Source organism: Mycolicibacterium boenickei (genome assembly GCF_010731295.1).
Classification (GTDB): domain Bacteria; phylum Actinomycetota; class Actinomycetes; order Mycobacteriales; family Mycobacteriaceae; genus Mycobacterium; species Mycobacterium boenickei.
The window spans coordinates 5150342-5166599 of the sequence record NZ_AP022579.1; the positions used below are offsets into that span (position 1 = coordinate 5150342).

The window sequence follows — 16258 nt, forward strand, 5'->3', positions numbered from 1 at the left end:
CCTCGGGTTTAGCTATGACGCATGGTCATCGGGACTTCACGGTGTGCTCATGTTCTTCGCTACCTGTTCTGTTGCCGGGGTGTCGGGCCTGTCGAGATCGATGTTCTCGACGTACTCGATCACCGCGGATGTATCCGGTGAACCGGTGAGTCGCAACGCTCGGACGAAGGCTCGTCGCTTCACTGCCATCTGCGCGCACTGCTGGTCGGGGTGCAGCCACGCACCACGCCCTGGCAGGCTCGCCGCGGGGTCAACGGTTACGGAACACGTCCCGTTCCCGTCGGTCACCGCGACCACTCGGAGCAACTCGGCGGCCAACTCTCGCTTCCGGCACCCGACGCAAGTCCGCACTGGTCCGACAGATGTGTCGGAGGTGCTTCGATGCGACAGAGCCGGAGTCTCGCGCTGGATCACGGCTGAGTCTACCGCCCCGAGGGCTGTGGTCCGAAACGCCGGTCACTACTGTCAATCGTGTACCGCCCCGGGCCGGACGTCATGCTCGGGCTGCGGCGCCGCATCGCTGCGGATATCGATCCGCCAACCGGTGAGCCGAGCCGCCAACCTGGCATTTTGCCCTTCCTTGCCGATCGCCAGCGAGAGCTGGAAGTCCGGCACGATCACCCGTGCCGCGCGCGCGGCCTCGTCGATCACCGATACCGACACCACCTTGGCCGGTGACAGGGCGTTCGCGACGAAGCGTGCCGGGTCCTCGTCGTAGTCGATGATGTCGATCTTCTCGCCGGACAGTTCGCTCATCACATTGCGCACGCGCTGGCCCATCGGGCCGATACACGCTCCCTTGGCGTTCAGCCCGGGCACCCGTGAGGCCACCGCGATCTTGGACCGGTGACCGGCCTCGCGGGCGACCGCCACGATCTCCACGGACCCGTCGGCGATCTCGGGCACCTCCAGCGAGAACAGCTTGCGGACCAGGTTCGGATGCGTGCGCGAAAGCGTGATGAGCGGCTCACGAGCGCCGCGGGTGACGCCCACGACGTAGCAGCGCAGCCGGTCACCGTGCTCATAGCGCTCCCCCGGCACCTGCTCGGCGCTGGGGATCACCCCTTCTGACCCCTTGGTCTCGCTGCCCATCCGGACGACGACCAATCCGCGGGCGTTGGCCCGGGCGTCGCGCTGGATCACCCCGGCGACGATGTCGCCCTCGTGGGCCGCGAACTCTCCGTAGGTCTTCTCGTTCTCGGCGTCGCGGAGCCGCTGCAGGATCACCTGCCGGGCCGTGGTCGCCGCGATGCGGCCGAATCCCTCAGGCGTGTCATCCCATTCGTGCAGGACGTTGCCGTCGGCATCGGTCTGACGAGCGATCACCTTGACCACACCGGTCTTGCGGTCGATGTCGATCCGGGCGTCGGGCTCATGCCCTTCGGTGTGCCGATACGCGGTGAGCAATGCCGATTTGATGGTCTCGACGACCACATCGACGGTGATGCCTTTGTCCGCTTCGATGGCATGCAGCGCCGCCATGTCGATGTTCATTCGCCGGCCCCCTTCCCGGTTTCTCCCGACAGTTCCAGTTCACGTCGGTTTGGAGGTGAAAACTCCACTTGCACAACAGCTTTGGCGATGTCGGCAAGAGCAAGTTCGCGGACGGCCAGATCCCGCCCTTCTGGCACCACGACTTTGAGCACCGTGCCATCGGTTTCCCCGAGGCGGCCGGTGAACACCGAGCCGTCGGTCAGCGTCAATTCAGCCTTGCGCCCGCGGGCGCGGCGAAAATGCTTGGCCTGCGTCAGCGGGCGGTCCACACCCGGCGAGGTGACGTCGAGCACATACGGCGTGTCGCCCTGCGCCAGCTGGTCGAGCAGTTCCGAGGCCGTCCGCGCAAGCGCGGCCAGGGAATCGAGATCGAGGCCCTCGTCGCCGTCGGCGATAACGGTGATGCGGGGCGGGCGAGCAGCCGCGTCGACCACGACATCATCGATTTCATAACCGGCGCGCGCGAACTCGCCGTCAAGTAGCTCGATCACCTGCGTCTGCGACGGCAAATCCGCAGACCGCAACTTTGGATCCGGTGCCACGGCGAGCTCCTCATCTTGAATTGTCTCCGACACAAATCCCAGGGCCAGCCACCTGGTTCGGCCCTGGAATCGCCTATTCACGATACGCCAGGCCCGCCGTAGCAACGGTCAATCGCAACTTGGTGCGTGGCGAATGTCGTCGCCCCGGCACGCGCCGACCGGTCGGCGCGGCGTCAGACCGGTGCGGCAGCAATGGCAGGATGTTCACGTGCCGAGCGCCCATGCAGACATCAGCCGGCGGCGCGTACTGCTCTCGGCCGCGGCCCTTGCCCTGTTGGGCGCCACCGCCGCCGCATGCGGTACGACGCCGCCCCAGCCCGAAGTGGACGACTTGACCGAGCAGTGGGACCGCGCGCGGGCCGACAGTGCGCTGGCCGCCGACGCGGCAGCCGCCCAGCCCCCGCAGGCAGCGGCGACCCGCGCCCTGAACGCGGTCGCAGGCGATCGCGCTGCGCACGCCAAGGCCCTGGCCGACGAGCTGACCCGGATGACGGGTTCGGCCCCTGCGGACACCGCTACGAGCACCACCGCCCCCCGGAGCACGGCCAAGACCATCCCGGGCACCCAGGCAGGCGGGTCCGCTCCCGGGGTCGACGACGTCGCCAACGCGCTCAAAGAGTCCGCGGAGCGCGCGGCGGGTCTGGCGCGCACACTCTCCGGCTATCGCGCCGGCCTGCTCGGATCGATCGCCGCCTCGTGCACGGCGGCCTACACCGTCGCGCTGGGAGGTGCGCAGTGACCTCACCGGGACCACGCTCGACCACCTCACCCAGCCGCCCGACCACTGCCGCTGACGCCGCACTGTTCGACGCGGTGGCCGTCGAGCACGGCGCCATCTACGGCTACGGGCTGGTGTCGGCCCATTCGACGGCCGAGGACAACGCCCTGGTGGCCACGGCGATGGCCGAACACCGGGCACGTCGCGAATCCGCCATCAGCATGCTCGAAGCACGCTCGGTGACCCCGCCGCTGCCCGCGGCCGGATATCAGCTGCCCTCGCCGGTGACCGACCCGACCGATGCCGCCAACCTCGCGATACGCATGGAAGAGGACACCTCGGTGGCCTGGCGCGCGGTGCTCGAACAGGCCACCAGCGCCGAGGACCGCGCGTTCGCGGTGACCGCACTGTCAGAGACGGCCGTCACGGCGGCCAAGTGGCGCGCGATCGTGAACGCCTGGCCGGTTACGGTCGCCTTCCCTGGCGGGGGCGAATAGCCGGGTCGCCGCTTTCCACACGAGGGCTGCTGCCCGCGATCAGCAGCAGCCCTGGCGTAGAAGTCGACGCCGCTCAGCCCTCGCTGATCGCAGCCGAGATCTCTGTCGCAGCGTCGTCGACTGCGATCTCGCGGTTCTCGCCGGTGAATCGGTTGCGCAGCTCCACCACACCGTCGGAGAACCCGCGCCCGACCACCACGATCCACGGCATGCCCAGCAGCTCGGCGTCCTTGAACTTCACGCCGGGCGAGGCCTTGCGATCGTCGAACAGCACCTCGTGACCGAGCCGGTCCAGCGCGGCCACGAGTTCGGTCGCACCGGTCCGTGCGGCGTCGTCCTTGTTGGCCACCACCACGTGCACATCGAACGGCGCCACCGACGCCGGCCAGCGCAGGCCCAGATCGTCGTGCTGCTGCTCGGCGATCACCGCGACCATGCGGGACACGCCGATGCCGTACGAGCCCATCGTGAGCCGCACCGGCTTGCCGTCCTCGCCGAGCACGTCGGCGGTGAAGGCGTCGGCGTACTTGCGACCCAGCTGGAAGATGTGGCCGATCTCGATGCCCCGCGCCGAGGTCAGTACACCGGCACCATCGGGTGACGGGTCACCGTCGCGGACCTCGGCTGCCTCGATGGTGCCGTCCGGGGTGAAGTCGCGGCCTGCGACCAGGCCCACCACGTGCTTGTTGGGTGCGTCGGCCCCGGTGATCCAGGCTGTGCCGTCCACCACGCGCGGATCAACGAGATAACGAACCTCGTTGTCCAACAACGCCTTCGGGCCCACATAGCCCTTGACCAGGAACGGATTCTTGGCGAAGTCGGCGTCATCGAGCAGAGCGAATTCGGCGGGCTCCAGCGCAGCGCCGAGGCGCTTCTCGTCAACCTCACGGTCACCGGGCACGCCAATGGCCAGCAGCTCCCACTCGCCGCCGGGCTCACGGGTCTTGAGCAGGACGTTCTTCAGCGTGTCGGCGGCGGTGACCTCGCGGCCCGAGAACTGCGCCAGACCAGCCGAATTGGCCCAGTCGACCAGCGTCGCGATGGTCGGGGTGTCCGGGGTGTCGTACACCTGCGCCGCGGGCTGCCCCTCGATCGGCAGCGGCGCCGGCGCCCGGGTGATCACGGCTTCGACGTTGGCGGCGTACCCGGAATCCAGGCAGCGCACGAAGGTGTCCTCGCCGACCTCGCTCTCGGCCAGGAACTCCTCCGAGGCGCTGCCGCCCATCGCGCCCGAGACCGCCGACACGATCACGTAGCGCACGCCGAGGCGCCCGAAGATCTTCTGATAGGCCTCGCGGTGGGCGTGGTAGGCGTTCTTGAGGCCGTCGTCGTCCACGTCGAACGAGTACGAGTCCTTCATCACGAACTCGCGGCCACGCAGGATGCCCGCACGCGGGCGCGCCTCGTCGCGGTACTTGGTCTGGACCTGGTACAGGATCGCCGGGAAGTCCTTGTAGGAGGAGTACTCCCCCTTGACCGTCAGCGTGAAGATCTCCTCGTGCGTCGGCCCGAGCAGATAGTCGTTGCCCCGCCGGTCCTGCAGCCGGAACAGGGTGTCGCCGTACTCGGTCCACCGGTTGGTGGTCTCGTAGGGCCCACGCGGAAGCAGCGCGGGCAGCAGGATCTCCTGGCCGCCGATCGCGTTCATCTCTTCCCGCACGATCTTCTCGATCCGGCGCAGCACCCGCAGGCCCAGCGGCAGCCAGCTGTAGATGCCGGGGCCGACCGGACGGACGTAGCCGGCCCGGATCAGCAACTTGTGGCTGGGCACCTCGGCATCAGCGGGGTCGTCGCGGAGGGTTCTCAGGAACAGCTCGGACATGCGGGTGATCACAGCCGACAACCTTAAGGCGTGTCGTCAGTCACGGCCCTGCCAGGTACAGATGCAGGCCTCGTTGCCCTCCGCGTCGGCCAGCACCCAGAAGCGCGGCGCCACGCGGTCACTGAGCAATCTGCCGCCTGCGGCCAAGGCCGCGTCGACCCGGGCCTGCGCCGCATCGTGGGTGACGTCGATGTCGAGGTGGATTCGGTTGCGCTGGGGCCGGGGCGCATCCATCTGCTGAAACCAGATGGCCGGGCCGCGGCCGAACGGGTCGACGAGCCCGGCGTTGAGGTCCGCATTGCCCGGTTCGTCGATGTAGCCCGTGACAGCCTTCCAGAAGGGGCGCACAGCGCCGATGTCGAGCGCGTCGATCGCGACCTCGAAGGCCTGGATGGCCCCGGCCCCGGTGGTCAGTTCGAAGCCATGTGCGGCCAGCGCCTGCGACAGCTCGCGGGCCAGTTCGAGGTCCCGCTCGGTCAGCGCATGAGCGTCGCGCGTGCGCAGACGCAGCACCGCCCGGTCGGATCGGATGTCGATCGAAAGATGGCCTGAGGCATCACGACCGGCCGCGTGCACGGCATGGGAGGCGGCAGCGGCAGCGTCGGCCATCGAGGGCACCAGCACCTCGGTGTAGACGGCGCCGAGGACCAGGCGCCAACCCAGCGGGCCGACGGCCTCGGAGATGTCCCGGCGATTCAGCGGCATCGATCAGGCCAGCCGTCAGTCGAGCTCGAGCTCTCCGGAATCGATGGCGTCCTTGACCTCTTGGGCATGCGCCACCTGTTCAGAGGTGTAGCCGATGAACAGCGCCGCCAGACCGACCAGGACTGCGACCGCGGCCACCCACAACAGGCCGTAGGTGTAGCCCGCGTCCAGGGCCGCCAGTTGCGGACCGTTCATATCCTTGACCGGTCCGGTGACTCCGCCCAGGTACAGGGTGCGCGACGTGATGACGGCCTGGATGATCGCCAGGACCAGCGGACCGCCCAGGTTCTGCAGCATCAGGGCGATGGCCGAGGCCGGGCCGATGCGGTCGAAGCCGACGCCGGCGATCGCGGCCAGGGTCAGCGGCACCACGATCATGCCGATGCCGATGCCGCCGATGGTGATGGGAAGCACGAGGTTCGGGAAGTACGGGATGCCTGCGTGCAGGGTCGAGCCGTAGAGCATCGCGCCGAGCACCAGGATGCCGCCCGCGATGACCACGATGCGGGGCTGGAAGAAGCGGACGATCTGGGAGGACGCACCCAGGCCGATGCCCATGCCGATCACGAACGGGATGAAGCCGATGCCGGCGTGCAGTGCGCTGTAGCCGAGGATGTCCTGCACGTACAGGCCGATCAGCACCGTCAAGGTGAACAGCACGCCGCCGGCCAGGAAGATCGCCGCGAACGTGGCGACCCGGTTGCGCTCGTGGAACAGGTCGAACGGCACCACCGGGTTCTCGGCGCTGCGCTCGGCGATCAGGAACGCGATGCCGAACACCGCGGCCGCGGCGCCCGAGCCGAGCGTGACCGGCGCCAGCCAGCCGCTCTCCGGGCCCTGGGTGAACGCGAACACTGCGGCCGTGCAGGCGAGCGTCGCCAGCAGGGCGCCCGCGGCGTCGAGCTTCATGCGTTCGCGGTTGGTCTCACGCAGTGCGGTACGGGCCAGGTAGAGCATCACCAGGCCGATCGGCACGTTGACCAGGAATGCCAGCCGCCAGGACACCTCGGTGAGCGCACCGCCGACCACCAGGCCCATCACCGAGCCGATGGCCGTCATGGCACCGAACACCGCGGTGGCGAGGTTGCGGGCCGGACCCTTCGGGAACGTGGTCGCGACGAGCGCGAGGCCCGTGGGCGAGGCGATCGCCGCGCCGACACCCTGCAGCAGCCGGGCGGTCACCAGCGTCGCTTCGTTCCAGGCGATGCCGCACAGGATCGAGGCGATCGTGAACAACGCGACGCCGACGATGAAGGTGCGCTTGCGGCCGATGGTGTCGCCGAGGCGTCCGCCTAGCAGCATCAGTCCGCCGAAGGTGAGGACGTAGGCGGTGATGACCCAGCTACGTCCGGCGTCGGACAGGCCGAGCTCGTCCTGGATCCGTGGCAACGCGACAATCGCGACCGTGCTGTCCATCGTGGCCAGCAGCTGCATACCGCCGATCGCGATCACAGCGGAAAGGAAGCCCCAGGACGGGAACCAGGACGGGAGGCGGGCGGCGAGGCCCTGGCGCTCTGCGTCGTTGAGTGCCGTCATAGGGGGCCACCTTACCGGAATCTTAAGAATCCTTTAACCGGCGAAGGCGGCCACAGGTCCGATCACGATGATCGCCGGAGGTCGAATACCGTCCGCTCGGATCCGCTCGGGCGCGTCGCCGAGGGTGGCCCGCAGGGTGCGCTGCGCGACGGTCGTGCCGTGTTGCACCACCAGAACCGGCGTATCCGCAGGTCGGCCGCCGTCCAGGAGGGCCTTGGTGAACAGCTCGATGCGTTCGACGGCCATCAGCAGCACGATCGTGCCGGTCAGCGCCGCCAGCGCATTCCAATTCACTAACGATTCGGGGTGACCAGGCGCAACATGGCCGCTGACCACCACGAACTCGTGGGTCATGCCCCGGTGGGTGACCGGAACCCCGGCCAGGGCGGGCACCGATATGGCACTTGTCACACCCGGGACCACGGTGACGGGGATGCCGGCCTCGCTGCACGCCAGAACCTCTTCGTAGCCGCGGGCGAAGACGAAGGGATCGCCGCCCTTGAGGCGGACGACGAACTTGCCGGCGCGGGCCCGGTCGACCAGAACCTGGTTGATCGCCTCCTGCGCCATCGCCCGCCCGTACGGGATCTTCGCCGCGTCGATGACCTCGACATGGGGCCCGAGTTCGGCGAGCAACTCCTGGGGGGCCAGCCGGTCGGCGACGACGACGTCGGCGCGGGCCAGCAGGCGCCGTCCGCGCACGGTGATCAGCTCGGGGTCTCCCGGGCCGCCGCCGACGAGGGCCACGCCCGTGGGTGCCTCCCCCGGCTCCGCGCCGGAGTCGGCGGTGAGCAGGCCGCGCTGGAGCGCTTCGTGGATGGCGGTGCGGATGGCCGCCGAGCGGCGATGCTCGCCGCCGGCGAGGACGCCCACCGAGAGGCCGTCGGAATCGAATGTCGCCGGGGTCACCGCGGATCCGTCGCGCGCGATGTCGGCGCGAACGCAGAAGATGCGCCGCTCGTCGGCTTCGGCGGCGATGGCGGCGTTGACCTCGTGATCGTCGGTGGCCGCCAGCACATACCAGGCACCGTCGAGATCCCCGGCGCGGAAGTCACGCAGCTGCAGGGTGATCCCCGGATCGTCGTGCGACAGCGCCTCCACCGCGGGGCTGGCCGCCCGGGCGATCACGTGTACGTCGGCGCCGTGCGCGATCAGCAGGGGCAGCCGGCGTTGCGCGACGGTTCCGCCGCCGACGACGACGACCTTCTTGCCCGACAGGCGCAGGCCGACGAGGTAGGCATTCTCGGTGGTCACCCGCCGAGCTTAGTGGTTGCTGCTGTGGTGACGAAGCGGGTGATGGCCTCTGGGTGCGCCGCAGGGTGGGTGTGCAGGTACCCGGCGTGCACGCCGCGCTGCACCGCGCCGTCGCGCCGACCCGCCTGTCCCGGACCGGCGAACGCCCAGGCCGGCGCCAGATCGTCGGCGAATTCCACTGCGGTCCGGTGGAATTCATGTCCGGTGAGGCGAGCACCGGCCGCGTGCAGGCTGGAGTCGACTACTGCGACCGCGTCGCGGTAACCCAGGGTGAGACGCTCGGTGAACCGCGCCGAGCCGGCCAGCACACCGCACATCGGTATGCCGTCGAGATCGTCGACCAGATAGGTCAGGCCCGCGCACTCGGCATGGATGGGGGCGCCGCGGGAGGCCAGATCCCTGATCTGCTGGCGGACAAGATCGTTGGCCGACAGCTCGGCAGTGAACTGTTCGGGGAATCCGCCGGGCAGCACCAGCGCGTCCACCCCGGCGGGCAGGGGTTCTGCCAGCGGGTCGAACTCGGCCACCTGCGCGCCGGCTCCGCGCAACAACTCGGCGTGCTCGGCGTAGCTGAAGCTGAACGCCTTACCCGCGGCCAGGGCCACCGTGACATCGGTCACCGACTCGGCCACGGGGCTCCACGGCGCGCCGGTCACATGGGCAGCGGATGCCGCCACCAGGGCCCCGAGATCGACGTGCCGTGCCACCAGAGCCGTCATCGCAGCCACCGCGTCGCGCGCCTGCCTGCCGTGCTCCACAGCGGTGATGAGCCCGAGATGCCTTGACGGAACAGATAATTCGTCGGCTCGTGGAATCGCGCCGAGCACGGCCACACCGGCATGCTCACAAGCCTGTCGCAATACCGCCTCATGCCGGTCGGAGCCGACCCGGTTAAGGATCACCCCGGCGATTCGCACCGCCGGGTCGAACGTGACGAACCCGTGCAGCAGCGCGGCGATGCTGTGACTCTGTCCGCGGGCGTCGACCACCAGCACCACCGGGGCTCCGAGCAGGCCGGCGACCTGGGCCGCCGAACCGCGAGGGACGCCGGTCATCTGCCCTTCGATACGACCGTCGAACAGGCCCATGACCCCCTCGACGACCGCGATGTCGGCGCCGGCACACCCGTGCCGGTACAGCGGGCCGATCAGATCCTCGCCGACGAGCACCGGGTCCAGGTTGCGGCCCGGACGGCCTGCGGCCAGGGCGTGGTAGCCGGGGTCGATGAAGTCCGGCCCGACCTTGAACGGCGCCACGGTGTGCCCGGCCTGACGCAGCGCGCCGACCAAACCCGTTGCCACGGTGGTCTTTCCGCTGCCCGATGCCGGTGCGGCGATCACCACCGCCGGAGTGCTCACCTCAGCACCGCGAGCGTGCGTGTCTGCTGCCCGACACGCCGCGAAACCGCAGCACTATGCGCACACTCAGCGTCCACGAGCATGCCGAAAATCACCACTCGATGCCCTTCTGGCCCTTGCGGCCGGCATCCATCGGATGCTTGATCTTGGTCATCTCGGTCACCAGGTCCGCGGCGTCGATCAGGGCCTGCGGGGCGTCACGGCCGGTGATCACCACGTGTTGAGTGCCCGGACGGTTGGCCAGCACCTCGACCACCTCGTCCACGTCCACCCATCCCCATTTGAGCGGATAGGTGAACTCGTCGAGCACGTAGAAATCGTGGCGCTCGTCGGCCAACCGCCGTCTGATCTCGGCCCAGCCGTCGGCAGCCGCGGCCGCGTGGTCGACGTCGCTGCCGTGTTTGCGGGTCCAGGACCAGCCCGAGCCCATCTTGTGCCATTCGACCGGCCCGCCGGCACCGTGCTCATCGTGCAGCCGGCCGAGTTGGTTGAACACGGCCTCTTCGCCGACCTTCCACTTCGCGCTCTTGACGAACTGGAACACCGCCACCGAGAAGCCCTGGTTCCACGCCCGCAGCGCCATCCCGAAGGCCGCGGTGGACTTGCCCTTTCCGGGGCCGGTATGCACGGCGAGCAACGGTGCGTTGCGGCGGGCCTTGGTGGTCAAACCGTCGTCGGGAACGGTGAGCGGCTGTCCCTGTGGCATGGGCGGTCCTTCCTGCGCAGGATCTCGTGCCAGGCTAGGCGGCGGTCTGGTGCTGGACGAGCCGGGTCAGTTCGGCGGCACGCAACTGCTCGAGCCGTACCGCCGGCGAGCCCAGCTGCTCGGCCAGTTGACCGGCCAATCCCAGTCGCACGAACGAGGTCTCACAGTCCACCACCACGGCCGCGGCCCCCTCGGCCACCAACGCGGCCGCGGCCTGCCTGGTGCGGCCCAGCGGATCCGGACCTCCCGTGGCGCGGCCGTCGGTGAGCACCACGACCAGGCTGCGCCGGGCACGGTCGCGGGCCTTCTCCCGGATCACGAGATCGCGGGCGGCCAGCAGGCCCTGCGCCAGCGGCGTCTTGCCGCCGGTGTCGAAGCGGGACAGCCGGCGACTGGCGATGTGCACCGACGTCGTGGGCGGGAGCAGCACGCGGGCGTCCTGCTGCCGGAACGTGATCACCGCGACCTTGTCCCGGCGCTGGTAGGCATCGCGCAGCAGCGACAGTGTCGCCCCGGTGACGGCCGACATCCGGTCACGGGCCGCCATGGACCCGGAGGCGTCGACGACGAAGATCACCAGATTGCCCTCGCGGCCTTCACGTACCGCGCGCCGGACGTCCTCGGGGCGCGGCCTCGGCACACCCGCACCCTGTTGGCGGCCCGCCGTGGCGAGCAGGGTGGCGAACATGTGCAGTCCGTGTCCGCTGCCGGGCTCGGCGGTGGACGCGATCGGGGTGCCGGTACGGTTGCGGGCCCGCGAACGGCGCCCCGGGGCGCCCTCGCCGACCCCGGGCACCACGAGGGCCCTGGTCCGGAACACCGCCGACGGTGGCGCGCTCGGACGGGTCGACGATTTCGAATTACCCTGCGGCGCAGAACTTTCAGCGCCGGCATCGGCACCGCCGCCGGGCGGGTCGAAGTCAGGATCGAAGTCGGGATCGGGCGGCTCGGTGTCCTGCCCCGACTGTGCGGCAGACTCGTCGGCCTGCTGCATCGCCTCATCGAGACGCTCGGGGTCCAGCCCCGGATCGTCGAAGGGGTCGCGACGACGCCGGTGTGGCAGAGCCAGTTCAGCTGCCACCCGGATGTCCTCTTCGGTGACCGTGGTGGCGCCGCGCCAGGCCGCATGGGCGACGGCGGTGCGCGCGACCACCAGATCGGCTCGCATCCCGTCGACGTCGAATGCCGCGCACAGGGCCGCGATTCGGCGCAGTTCGGTATCGGGTAGTTCCACCGACCCGATCGCCTTGCGGGCGGCGGCGATGCGATCGGCCAGCTCCGCGTCGGCGACGGCGTAGCGCTCGACGAAAGCCCGCGGATCGGCCTCGAACGCCATCCTGGCCCGGATCACCTCGACGCGGACGTCGACGTCACGGGACGCGGCCACGTCCACCGTCAGCCCGAATCGGTCCAGCAGCTGCGGACGCAGCTCGCCTTCCTCAGGGTTCATGGTGCCGATCAGCACGAAGCGGGACTCGTGTGAGTGCGAAATCCCTTCGCGCTCAACATGAACCCGGCCCATCGCGGCGGCGTCCAGCAACACGTCGACCAGGTGGTCGTGCAGCAGGTTGACCTCGTCGACGTAGAGCACGCCACCATGGGCGCGGGCCAGCAAGCCGGGCGAGAAGGCGTGTTCGCCGTCGCGAAGCACCTTCTGCAGATCCAGCGAACCGACCACCCGGTCCTCGGTCGCCCCGATCGGCAGTTCCACCAGCCGGGCGTCGTCGTCGACCGCGGACAGCACCGCGGCCAGGCCGCGTACCGCAGTCGATTTCGCGGTGCCCTTCTCCCCGCGGATCAGCACGCCGCCGATCTCCGGGTGCACAGCGCACAGCAGCAGGGCCAGCCGCAGCCGGTCCTGCCCCACCAGTGCGCTGAAGGGGTAGGTGTGGGTCTCCACCGTCATCAGACTCGCTCTCGCGTCATATCGATTCCGGGGCGCACCATCGGCACATGCGGGATTCCGTCATCAAGGAATTCGTCGCCGTCGCGGACGAATCCGTGCCGGCCGTACATGTCGACCAGATAGGTCTGGGCATTGATGTGGCACGGGTAGTCGCCGACCTCGGCCAGTGCGGCCTGCATCAGCCGGGCGGTGTGGCCCCGGCCTCGGTCGCTGCGTTTGGTGCACACCCGGCCGATCCGGAACGCCTTCTCGCCGCCGGGATGTTCCTCCATCAGCCGCAACGTCGAAATCACTTCGCCGTCGGGGCTTTCCAGCCAGAAATGCCGGGTCTCGGCGAGCAGGTCTCGGCCGTCCAGCTCTGGATACGGAGTCGCCTGCTCCACCACGAACACCTCGACACGGAGCTTGAGCAGCTCGTAAAGCGTTGGTACGTCGAGGTCTTTGGCCCAGCTGCGGCGTAGTGCGACCGTCATCCGCCCGAGCCTGTCACGCAGTCACAGGGACGTCCAGTTGGAGCGCCTTGGTGCCCCACGCCCAGACCTCTTCGAACAGGCCGGGTTCGTTGGACAGCTTGGTTCCGAGTGACGGGACCATCTCCTTGAGTTTGGGCAGCCAGCTCTGGTACCGATCGGCGAAGCAACGCTCCAGCACGTCGAGCATGGCAGGCACTGCGGTGGACGCCCCGGGCGAGGCACCCAGCAGGCCGGCGATGCTGCCGTCGGCCGCGGTGAGCACGGTGGTGCCGAACTCCAGCACCCCGCCGGCACCCTTGCGCCGGATCACCTGCACACGCTGGCCGGCGATGTCCAGCTCCCAGTCGGAATCGACTGCGCTGGGCGCGAATTCCCGCAAGGTGTCGACCCGTGCGGCCTCACTGAGCAGCAGCTGGCCGACGAGGTAGTTGACCAGGCCCATCTCGGTGAGCCCGACACCGAGCATGGACATGATGTTGTTGGGCTTGACCGACAACGGCAGGTCGGTGAACTTGCCCTGCTTGAGGAACTTCGGCGTCCAGCCCGCGAACGGACCGAACAGCAGCCAGGATTTGCCGTTGATGACGCGGGTGTCCAGGTGCGGCACCGACATCGGCGGGGCACCCAGCGGCGGAAGGCCGTACACCTTGGCCTGATGTCCGGCGGTCAGCGCCTGGTTGTTGGTCCGCAGGAACGCGCCGCCCACCGGGAACCCGCCGAAGCCCTTGGCCTCCGGGATGCCCGACTTCTGCAGCAACGGCAGCGCACCGCCGCCGGCGCCCACGAACACGAACTTGGCGTTGAACTTGCGCTTGAGACCCGTGCGCCGGTTGGTCACCTTGAGCGTCCAGCTGCCGTCGGACTCCTTGTGCAGGTTGCGGACCTCGTGACCGAACAGCGTGTTCATCCCGCGCTGCGCGGTGAAGCCGATCAGCTGGCGCGAGAGCGCACCGAAGTCGACGTCGGTGCCGTGCTGCGACCAGTTCAGCCCGACCGGATCGGAGAAGTCCCGCTTGGCGGCCATGAACGGCAGCCGGCGGGCGAACTCGTCCTTGTCGTCGATGAATTCCATCGAGGCGAACAGCGGGTTGCCGACCAGCGCCTCGTGGCGGCGCTTGAGGTAGTCGACGTTGGCGGCTCCGTGCACGAAGCTGACGTGCGGGATCGGGTTCAGGAAGCCCCGCACGTCGGGCAGCACACCGTTCTCGGCGGCGTAGGCCCAGAACTGCCGCGACACCTGGAACTGCTCGTTGACGTTGATGGCCTTGGTGGTGTCGATGGAGCCGTCCGACAGCTCAGGCGTGTAGTTCAACTCACACAGCGCCGAGTGCCCGGTGCCCGCGTTGTTCCAGGGATCGCTGCTCTCCGCGGCGGCACCGTCGAGCCGCTCGATCATGGTGATGGACCAGTCGGGCTCCAGCAGCCGGATCAGCGCACCGAGGGTTGCGCTCATGATGCCGGCCCCAACCAGCACGACGTCAGTCTTCTCGGTCGTACCCACGTTTGCCTCAGACACCCTGATCGCTCGTCCTTCGTATTGCGCGGCCCGTCTTCGTCGACGGCTTTCTGTTATGCCAAGGTTATCGCGCGACGAATCCCGGTTGGCCAGGCATGGTAGTGCGATCCATCACCCGGCCCGTACCCTCAGCCCGTCGATGAGCAGCCCGACCAGCCGGGCACGCTGATTCTCGTCGCGATCGGGTTGCTGACCGACCCAGGCGATCCCGGCGGCCAGATCCAGGACGTCGTCGACTTCGAGATCAGCCCTGATCGCGCCGTGCGCGACCGCCCGGGCAACCAACCGGGCCCCGGACTGACGCGCGGCGTGGCAACTCCGCGACCCTTCTCCGTCGGGTACGGCGTCGACCAGGGTGCGGGCCAGGCCGTCATACACGTTGCCCTGCGTGATGTAGGCATCGAGCCATTCCGTCAGCGCGGCAACGGGATCGGCGGCGTCCAGCAGCGCCTCCCCGTGATCACGCAGAGCCCACAGCCCGTCGTCGATGACGGCACGCACCAGCTGATCCCGGGTCGGGAAATGCCGGTACAGCGTGCCCGGCCCCACCCCCGCCGCCCGGGCCACCTCGTCGAGTGAGGCCGAGACACCGTCCCGGGCGAATGCGGCCGCGGCGGCGGTCAGCAGTGCCTGCCGGTTGCGTGCGGCATCGGCCCGCAACGGGCGCGGGCTGGGGTTGGACACCGCCCTGCTCCTCTCGACTCATCTAGACAAACGGAGACAGCCTCCATATATTAACCGGAGGAAGTCTCCGAATACTATCTCCGGGAGCACTGCATGCATGTCTCCGTCATGTCCGTGCCCGATCCGGGGCCGGCCCCCGATGGCCGGGACAGTCTCGACGCGGCCATCGCGCCCGTCGTCGCCGCCGATCGTTCCGGGTTTCACCGGGCCTGGATGCCCCAGTTACCGCCGATGGCCGGCATGGCGCCGTGGGACGTACTCACCGCACTGACCGTCGCCGCCGGGCGCACCAGTCGCATCGGCCTGGGCACCGGTGTCGTCGTCGCCTACACCCAGCATCCGCTGGCACTGGCCCGCCAGGCACTGACCACGAACGCCGCCGCAGGCGGGCGGCTCACGCTCGGCATCGGTGTCAGCCACCCGTTCATGGTCGAGGCGTTGGGTTACTCCTACGAGCGACCGGCGGCGTTCCTGCGCGAGTACCTGGAGGTGCTCGTCCCGGCACTGGCCGGCGAGCCCGTCGAGCACCGCGGCCCCCGGATCACCACGACCGGGCAGGTGACGCTCGCGGGCGCGAAGGCGCCACCGGTGGTGACCGCCGCCCTCGGCCCTCACATGCTCGACGTCGCCGGTGAGCTCACCGACGGCACCATCACCAGTTGGGCCGGGCCGATTGCCTTGGAGCAGTTCATCATTCCGCGCCTGACCCGGGCCGCTTCCCGCGCCGGCCGACCCGCACCGCAGGTGATCGTCGGGCTGCCCGTGGTGCTCACCCACGACCCCGAAGCAGCGCGCGACGCCCTGGCGGCCGCCTTCGAGATCGCCGGGCAGGCACCGGCCTACCGCGCCGTGCTGGACAAGGAAGGTGCGGACGGCATCAGTGACGTGTGCATCGTCGGCGACGAGGCCGAGGTCGAGAAGCAGTTGCGGCGGTTCGCCGGGATCGGGGTCACCGAGTTCGTCGCCTCCCCCAAGGGCGACACCTCGACCGTGGCGAAGACCACCGAATTCCTGGCTTCGTTGCGGCTCTGAGTTTCGGCGCGCGGT

16 protein-coding genes are annotated in these 16258 nt (G+C 69.1%); 3 read left to right on the forward strand and 13 right to left on the reverse strand.

The window, feature by feature from the left end; translation table 11 throughout:
• Nucleotides 1-36 precede the first annotated feature (36 nt).
• The 3 genes from G6N57_RS24615 to rimP are packed head-to-tail and all read right to left on the reverse strand — an operon-like array spanning nt 37 to nt 2036.
• Entirely contained in the window at nt 37-414 is a 378-nt protein-coding gene (locus G6N57_RS24615; protein ID WP_076111750.1) for a YlxR family protein, read from the reverse strand.
• 51 nt (nt 415-465) lie between these two features.
• The gene (gene nusA, locus G6N57_RS24620) at nt 466-1494 is read right to left on the reverse strand and encodes a transcription termination factor NusA (RefSeq protein WP_077739003.1); all 1029 of its coding nucleotides are present in this window, start codon (nt 1492-1494) and stop codon (nt 466-468) included.
• On the reverse strand, nt 1491-2036 hold the full coding sequence (gene rimP / locus G6N57_RS24625; RefSeq protein ID WP_077739002.1) for a ribosome maturation factor RimP: 546 nt from the start codon (nt 2034-2036) through the stop codon (nt 1491-1493). The genes nusA and rimP overlap by 4 nt, the downstream gene beginning before the upstream one ends.
• Nucleotides 2037-2244: 208 nt before the next feature.
• Between rimP and G6N57_RS24630 the strand changes: the two genes are divergently transcribed.
• On the forward strand, nt 2245-2775 hold the full coding sequence (locus G6N57_RS24630; RefSeq protein ID WP_097925986.1) for a hypothetical protein: 531 nt from the start codon (nt 2245-2247) through the stop codon (nt 2773-2775).
• Complete coding sequence (locus G6N57_RS24635) at nt 2772-3251, forward strand: ferritin-like domain-containing protein (RefSeq protein ID WP_077739001.1); 480 nt, start codon at nt 2772-2774, stop codon at nt 3249-3251. Before G6N57_RS24630 ends, G6N57_RS24635 begins: the two co-directional genes overlap by 4 nt.
• A gap of 73 nt (nt 3252-3324) precedes the next feature.
• On the opposite strand, the gene G6N57_RS24640 is transcribed toward G6N57_RS24635, so the two are convergent.
• The 10 genes from G6N57_RS24640 to G6N57_RS24685 form a co-directional block, all read right to left on the reverse strand.
• The gene (locus tag G6N57_RS24640; RefSeq protein ID WP_077739000.1) at nt 3325-5085 is read right to left on the reverse strand and encodes a proline--tRNA ligase; all 1761 of its coding nucleotides are present in this window, start codon (nt 5083-5085) and stop codon (nt 3325-3327) included.
• A gap of 24 nt (nt 5086-5109) precedes the next feature.
• Entirely contained in the window at nt 5110-5778 is a 669-nt protein-coding gene (locus tag G6N57_RS24645) for a 4a-hydroxytetrahydrobiopterin dehydratase family protein (protein ID WP_077738999.1), read from the reverse strand.
• A 15-nt stretch (nt 5779-5793) separates the two neighbouring features.
• A complete protein-coding gene (locus G6N57_RS24650; protein WP_077738998.1) occupies nt 5794-7314 on the reverse strand; it encodes an MFS transporter in 1521 nt (506 codons plus the stop codon).
• Nucleotides 7315-7347: 33 nt separating this feature from the next.
• The gene (gene cobA / locus G6N57_RS24655; protein ID WP_097925973.1) at nt 7348-8568 is read right to left on the reverse strand and encodes a uroporphyrinogen-III C-methyltransferase; all 1221 of its coding nucleotides are present in this window, start codon (nt 8566-8568) and stop codon (nt 7348-7350) included.
• The gene (locus G6N57_RS24660) at nt 8565-9926 is read right to left on the reverse strand and encodes a cobyrinic acid a,c-diamide synthase CobB (RefSeq protein WP_077738996.1); all 1362 of its coding nucleotides are present in this window, start codon (nt 9924-9926) and stop codon (nt 8565-8567) included. The genes cobA and G6N57_RS24660 overlap by 4 nt, the downstream gene beginning before the upstream one ends.
• A gap of 91 nt (nt 9927-10017) precedes the next feature.
• The gene (gene cobO, locus G6N57_RS24665; RefSeq protein WP_077738995.1) at nt 10018-10632 is read right to left on the reverse strand and encodes a cob(I)yrinic acid a,c-diamide adenosyltransferase; all 615 of its coding nucleotides are present in this window, start codon (nt 10630-10632) and stop codon (nt 10018-10020) included.
• Between the two features lie 34 nt (nt 10633-10666).
• Nucleotides 10667-12538, reverse strand: a complete 1872-nt coding sequence (locus G6N57_RS24670; RefSeq protein WP_163646666.1) for a magnesium chelatase subunit D family protein — start codon at nt 12536-12538, stop codon at nt 10667-10669.
• A complete protein-coding gene (locus G6N57_RS24675) occupies nt 12538-13011 on the reverse strand; it encodes a GNAT family N-acetyltransferase (RefSeq protein WP_077738994.1) in 474 nt (157 codons plus the stop codon). The genes G6N57_RS24670 and G6N57_RS24675 overlap by 1 nt, the downstream gene beginning before the upstream one ends.
• Nucleotides 13012-13024: 13 nt before the next feature.
• Nucleotides 13025-14464: a malate dehydrogenase (quinone) gene (mqo, locus tag G6N57_RS24680; protein WP_407665995.1), complete on the reverse strand. Its 1440-nt coding sequence runs from the start codon at nt 14462-14464 to the stop codon at nt 13025-13027.
• Nucleotides 14465-14638: 174 nt separating this feature from the next.
• Nucleotides 14639-15211 carry a TetR/AcrR family transcriptional regulator gene (locus G6N57_RS24685; RefSeq protein WP_077738992.1) on the reverse strand — a complete coding sequence of 191 codons (573 nt, stop codon included), beginning with the start codon at nt 15209-15211 and terminating at the stop codon, nt 14639-14641.
• Nucleotides 15212-15304: 93 nt separating this feature from the next.
• Here G6N57_RS24685 and G6N57_RS24690 point away from each other — a divergent pair, with 93 nt between their 5' ends.
• On the forward strand, nt 15305-16243 hold the full coding sequence (locus G6N57_RS24690; RefSeq protein ID WP_077738991.1) for a TIGR03564 family F420-dependent LLM class oxidoreductase: 939 nt from the start codon (nt 15305-15307) through the stop codon (nt 16241-16243).
• The last annotated feature ends 15 nt before the right edge of the window (nt 16244-16258 follow it).

Excerpts from the sequence above, each read along its gene's own strand:
- G6N57_RS24670 (WP_163646666.1), bottom strand. The coding sequence starts at position 12,538 with ATGACGGTGGAGACCCACACCTACCCCTTCAGCGCACTGGTGGGGCAG.
- mqo (WP_407665995.1), bottom strand. The coding sequence starts at position 14,464 with ATGAGCGCAACCCTCGGTGCGCTGATCCGGCTGCTGGAGCCCGACTGG.
- G6N57_RS24645 (WP_077738999.1), bottom strand. The coding sequence starts at position 5,778 with ATGCCGCTGAATCGCCGGGACATCTCCGAGGCCGTCGGCCCGCTGGGT.
- nusA (WP_077739003.1), bottom strand. The coding sequence starts at position 1,494 with ATGAACATCGACATGGCGGCGCTGCATGCCATCGAAGCGGACAAAGGC.
- G6N57_RS24690 (WP_077738991.1), top strand. The coding sequence starts at position 15,305 with ATGCATGTCTCCGTCATGTCCGTGCCCGATCCGGGGCCGGCCCCCGAT.
- cobO (WP_077738995.1), bottom strand. The coding sequence starts at position 10,632 with ATGCCACAGGGACAGCCGCTCACCGTTCCCGACGACGGTTTGACCACC.
- G6N57_RS24675 (WP_077738994.1), bottom strand. The coding sequence starts at position 13,011 with ATGACGGTCGCACTACGCCGCAGCTGGGCCAAAGACCTCGACGTACCA.
- G6N57_RS24650 (WP_077738998.1), bottom strand. The coding sequence starts at position 7,314 with ATGACGGCACTCAACGACGCAGAGCGCCAGGGCCTCGCCGCCCGCCTC.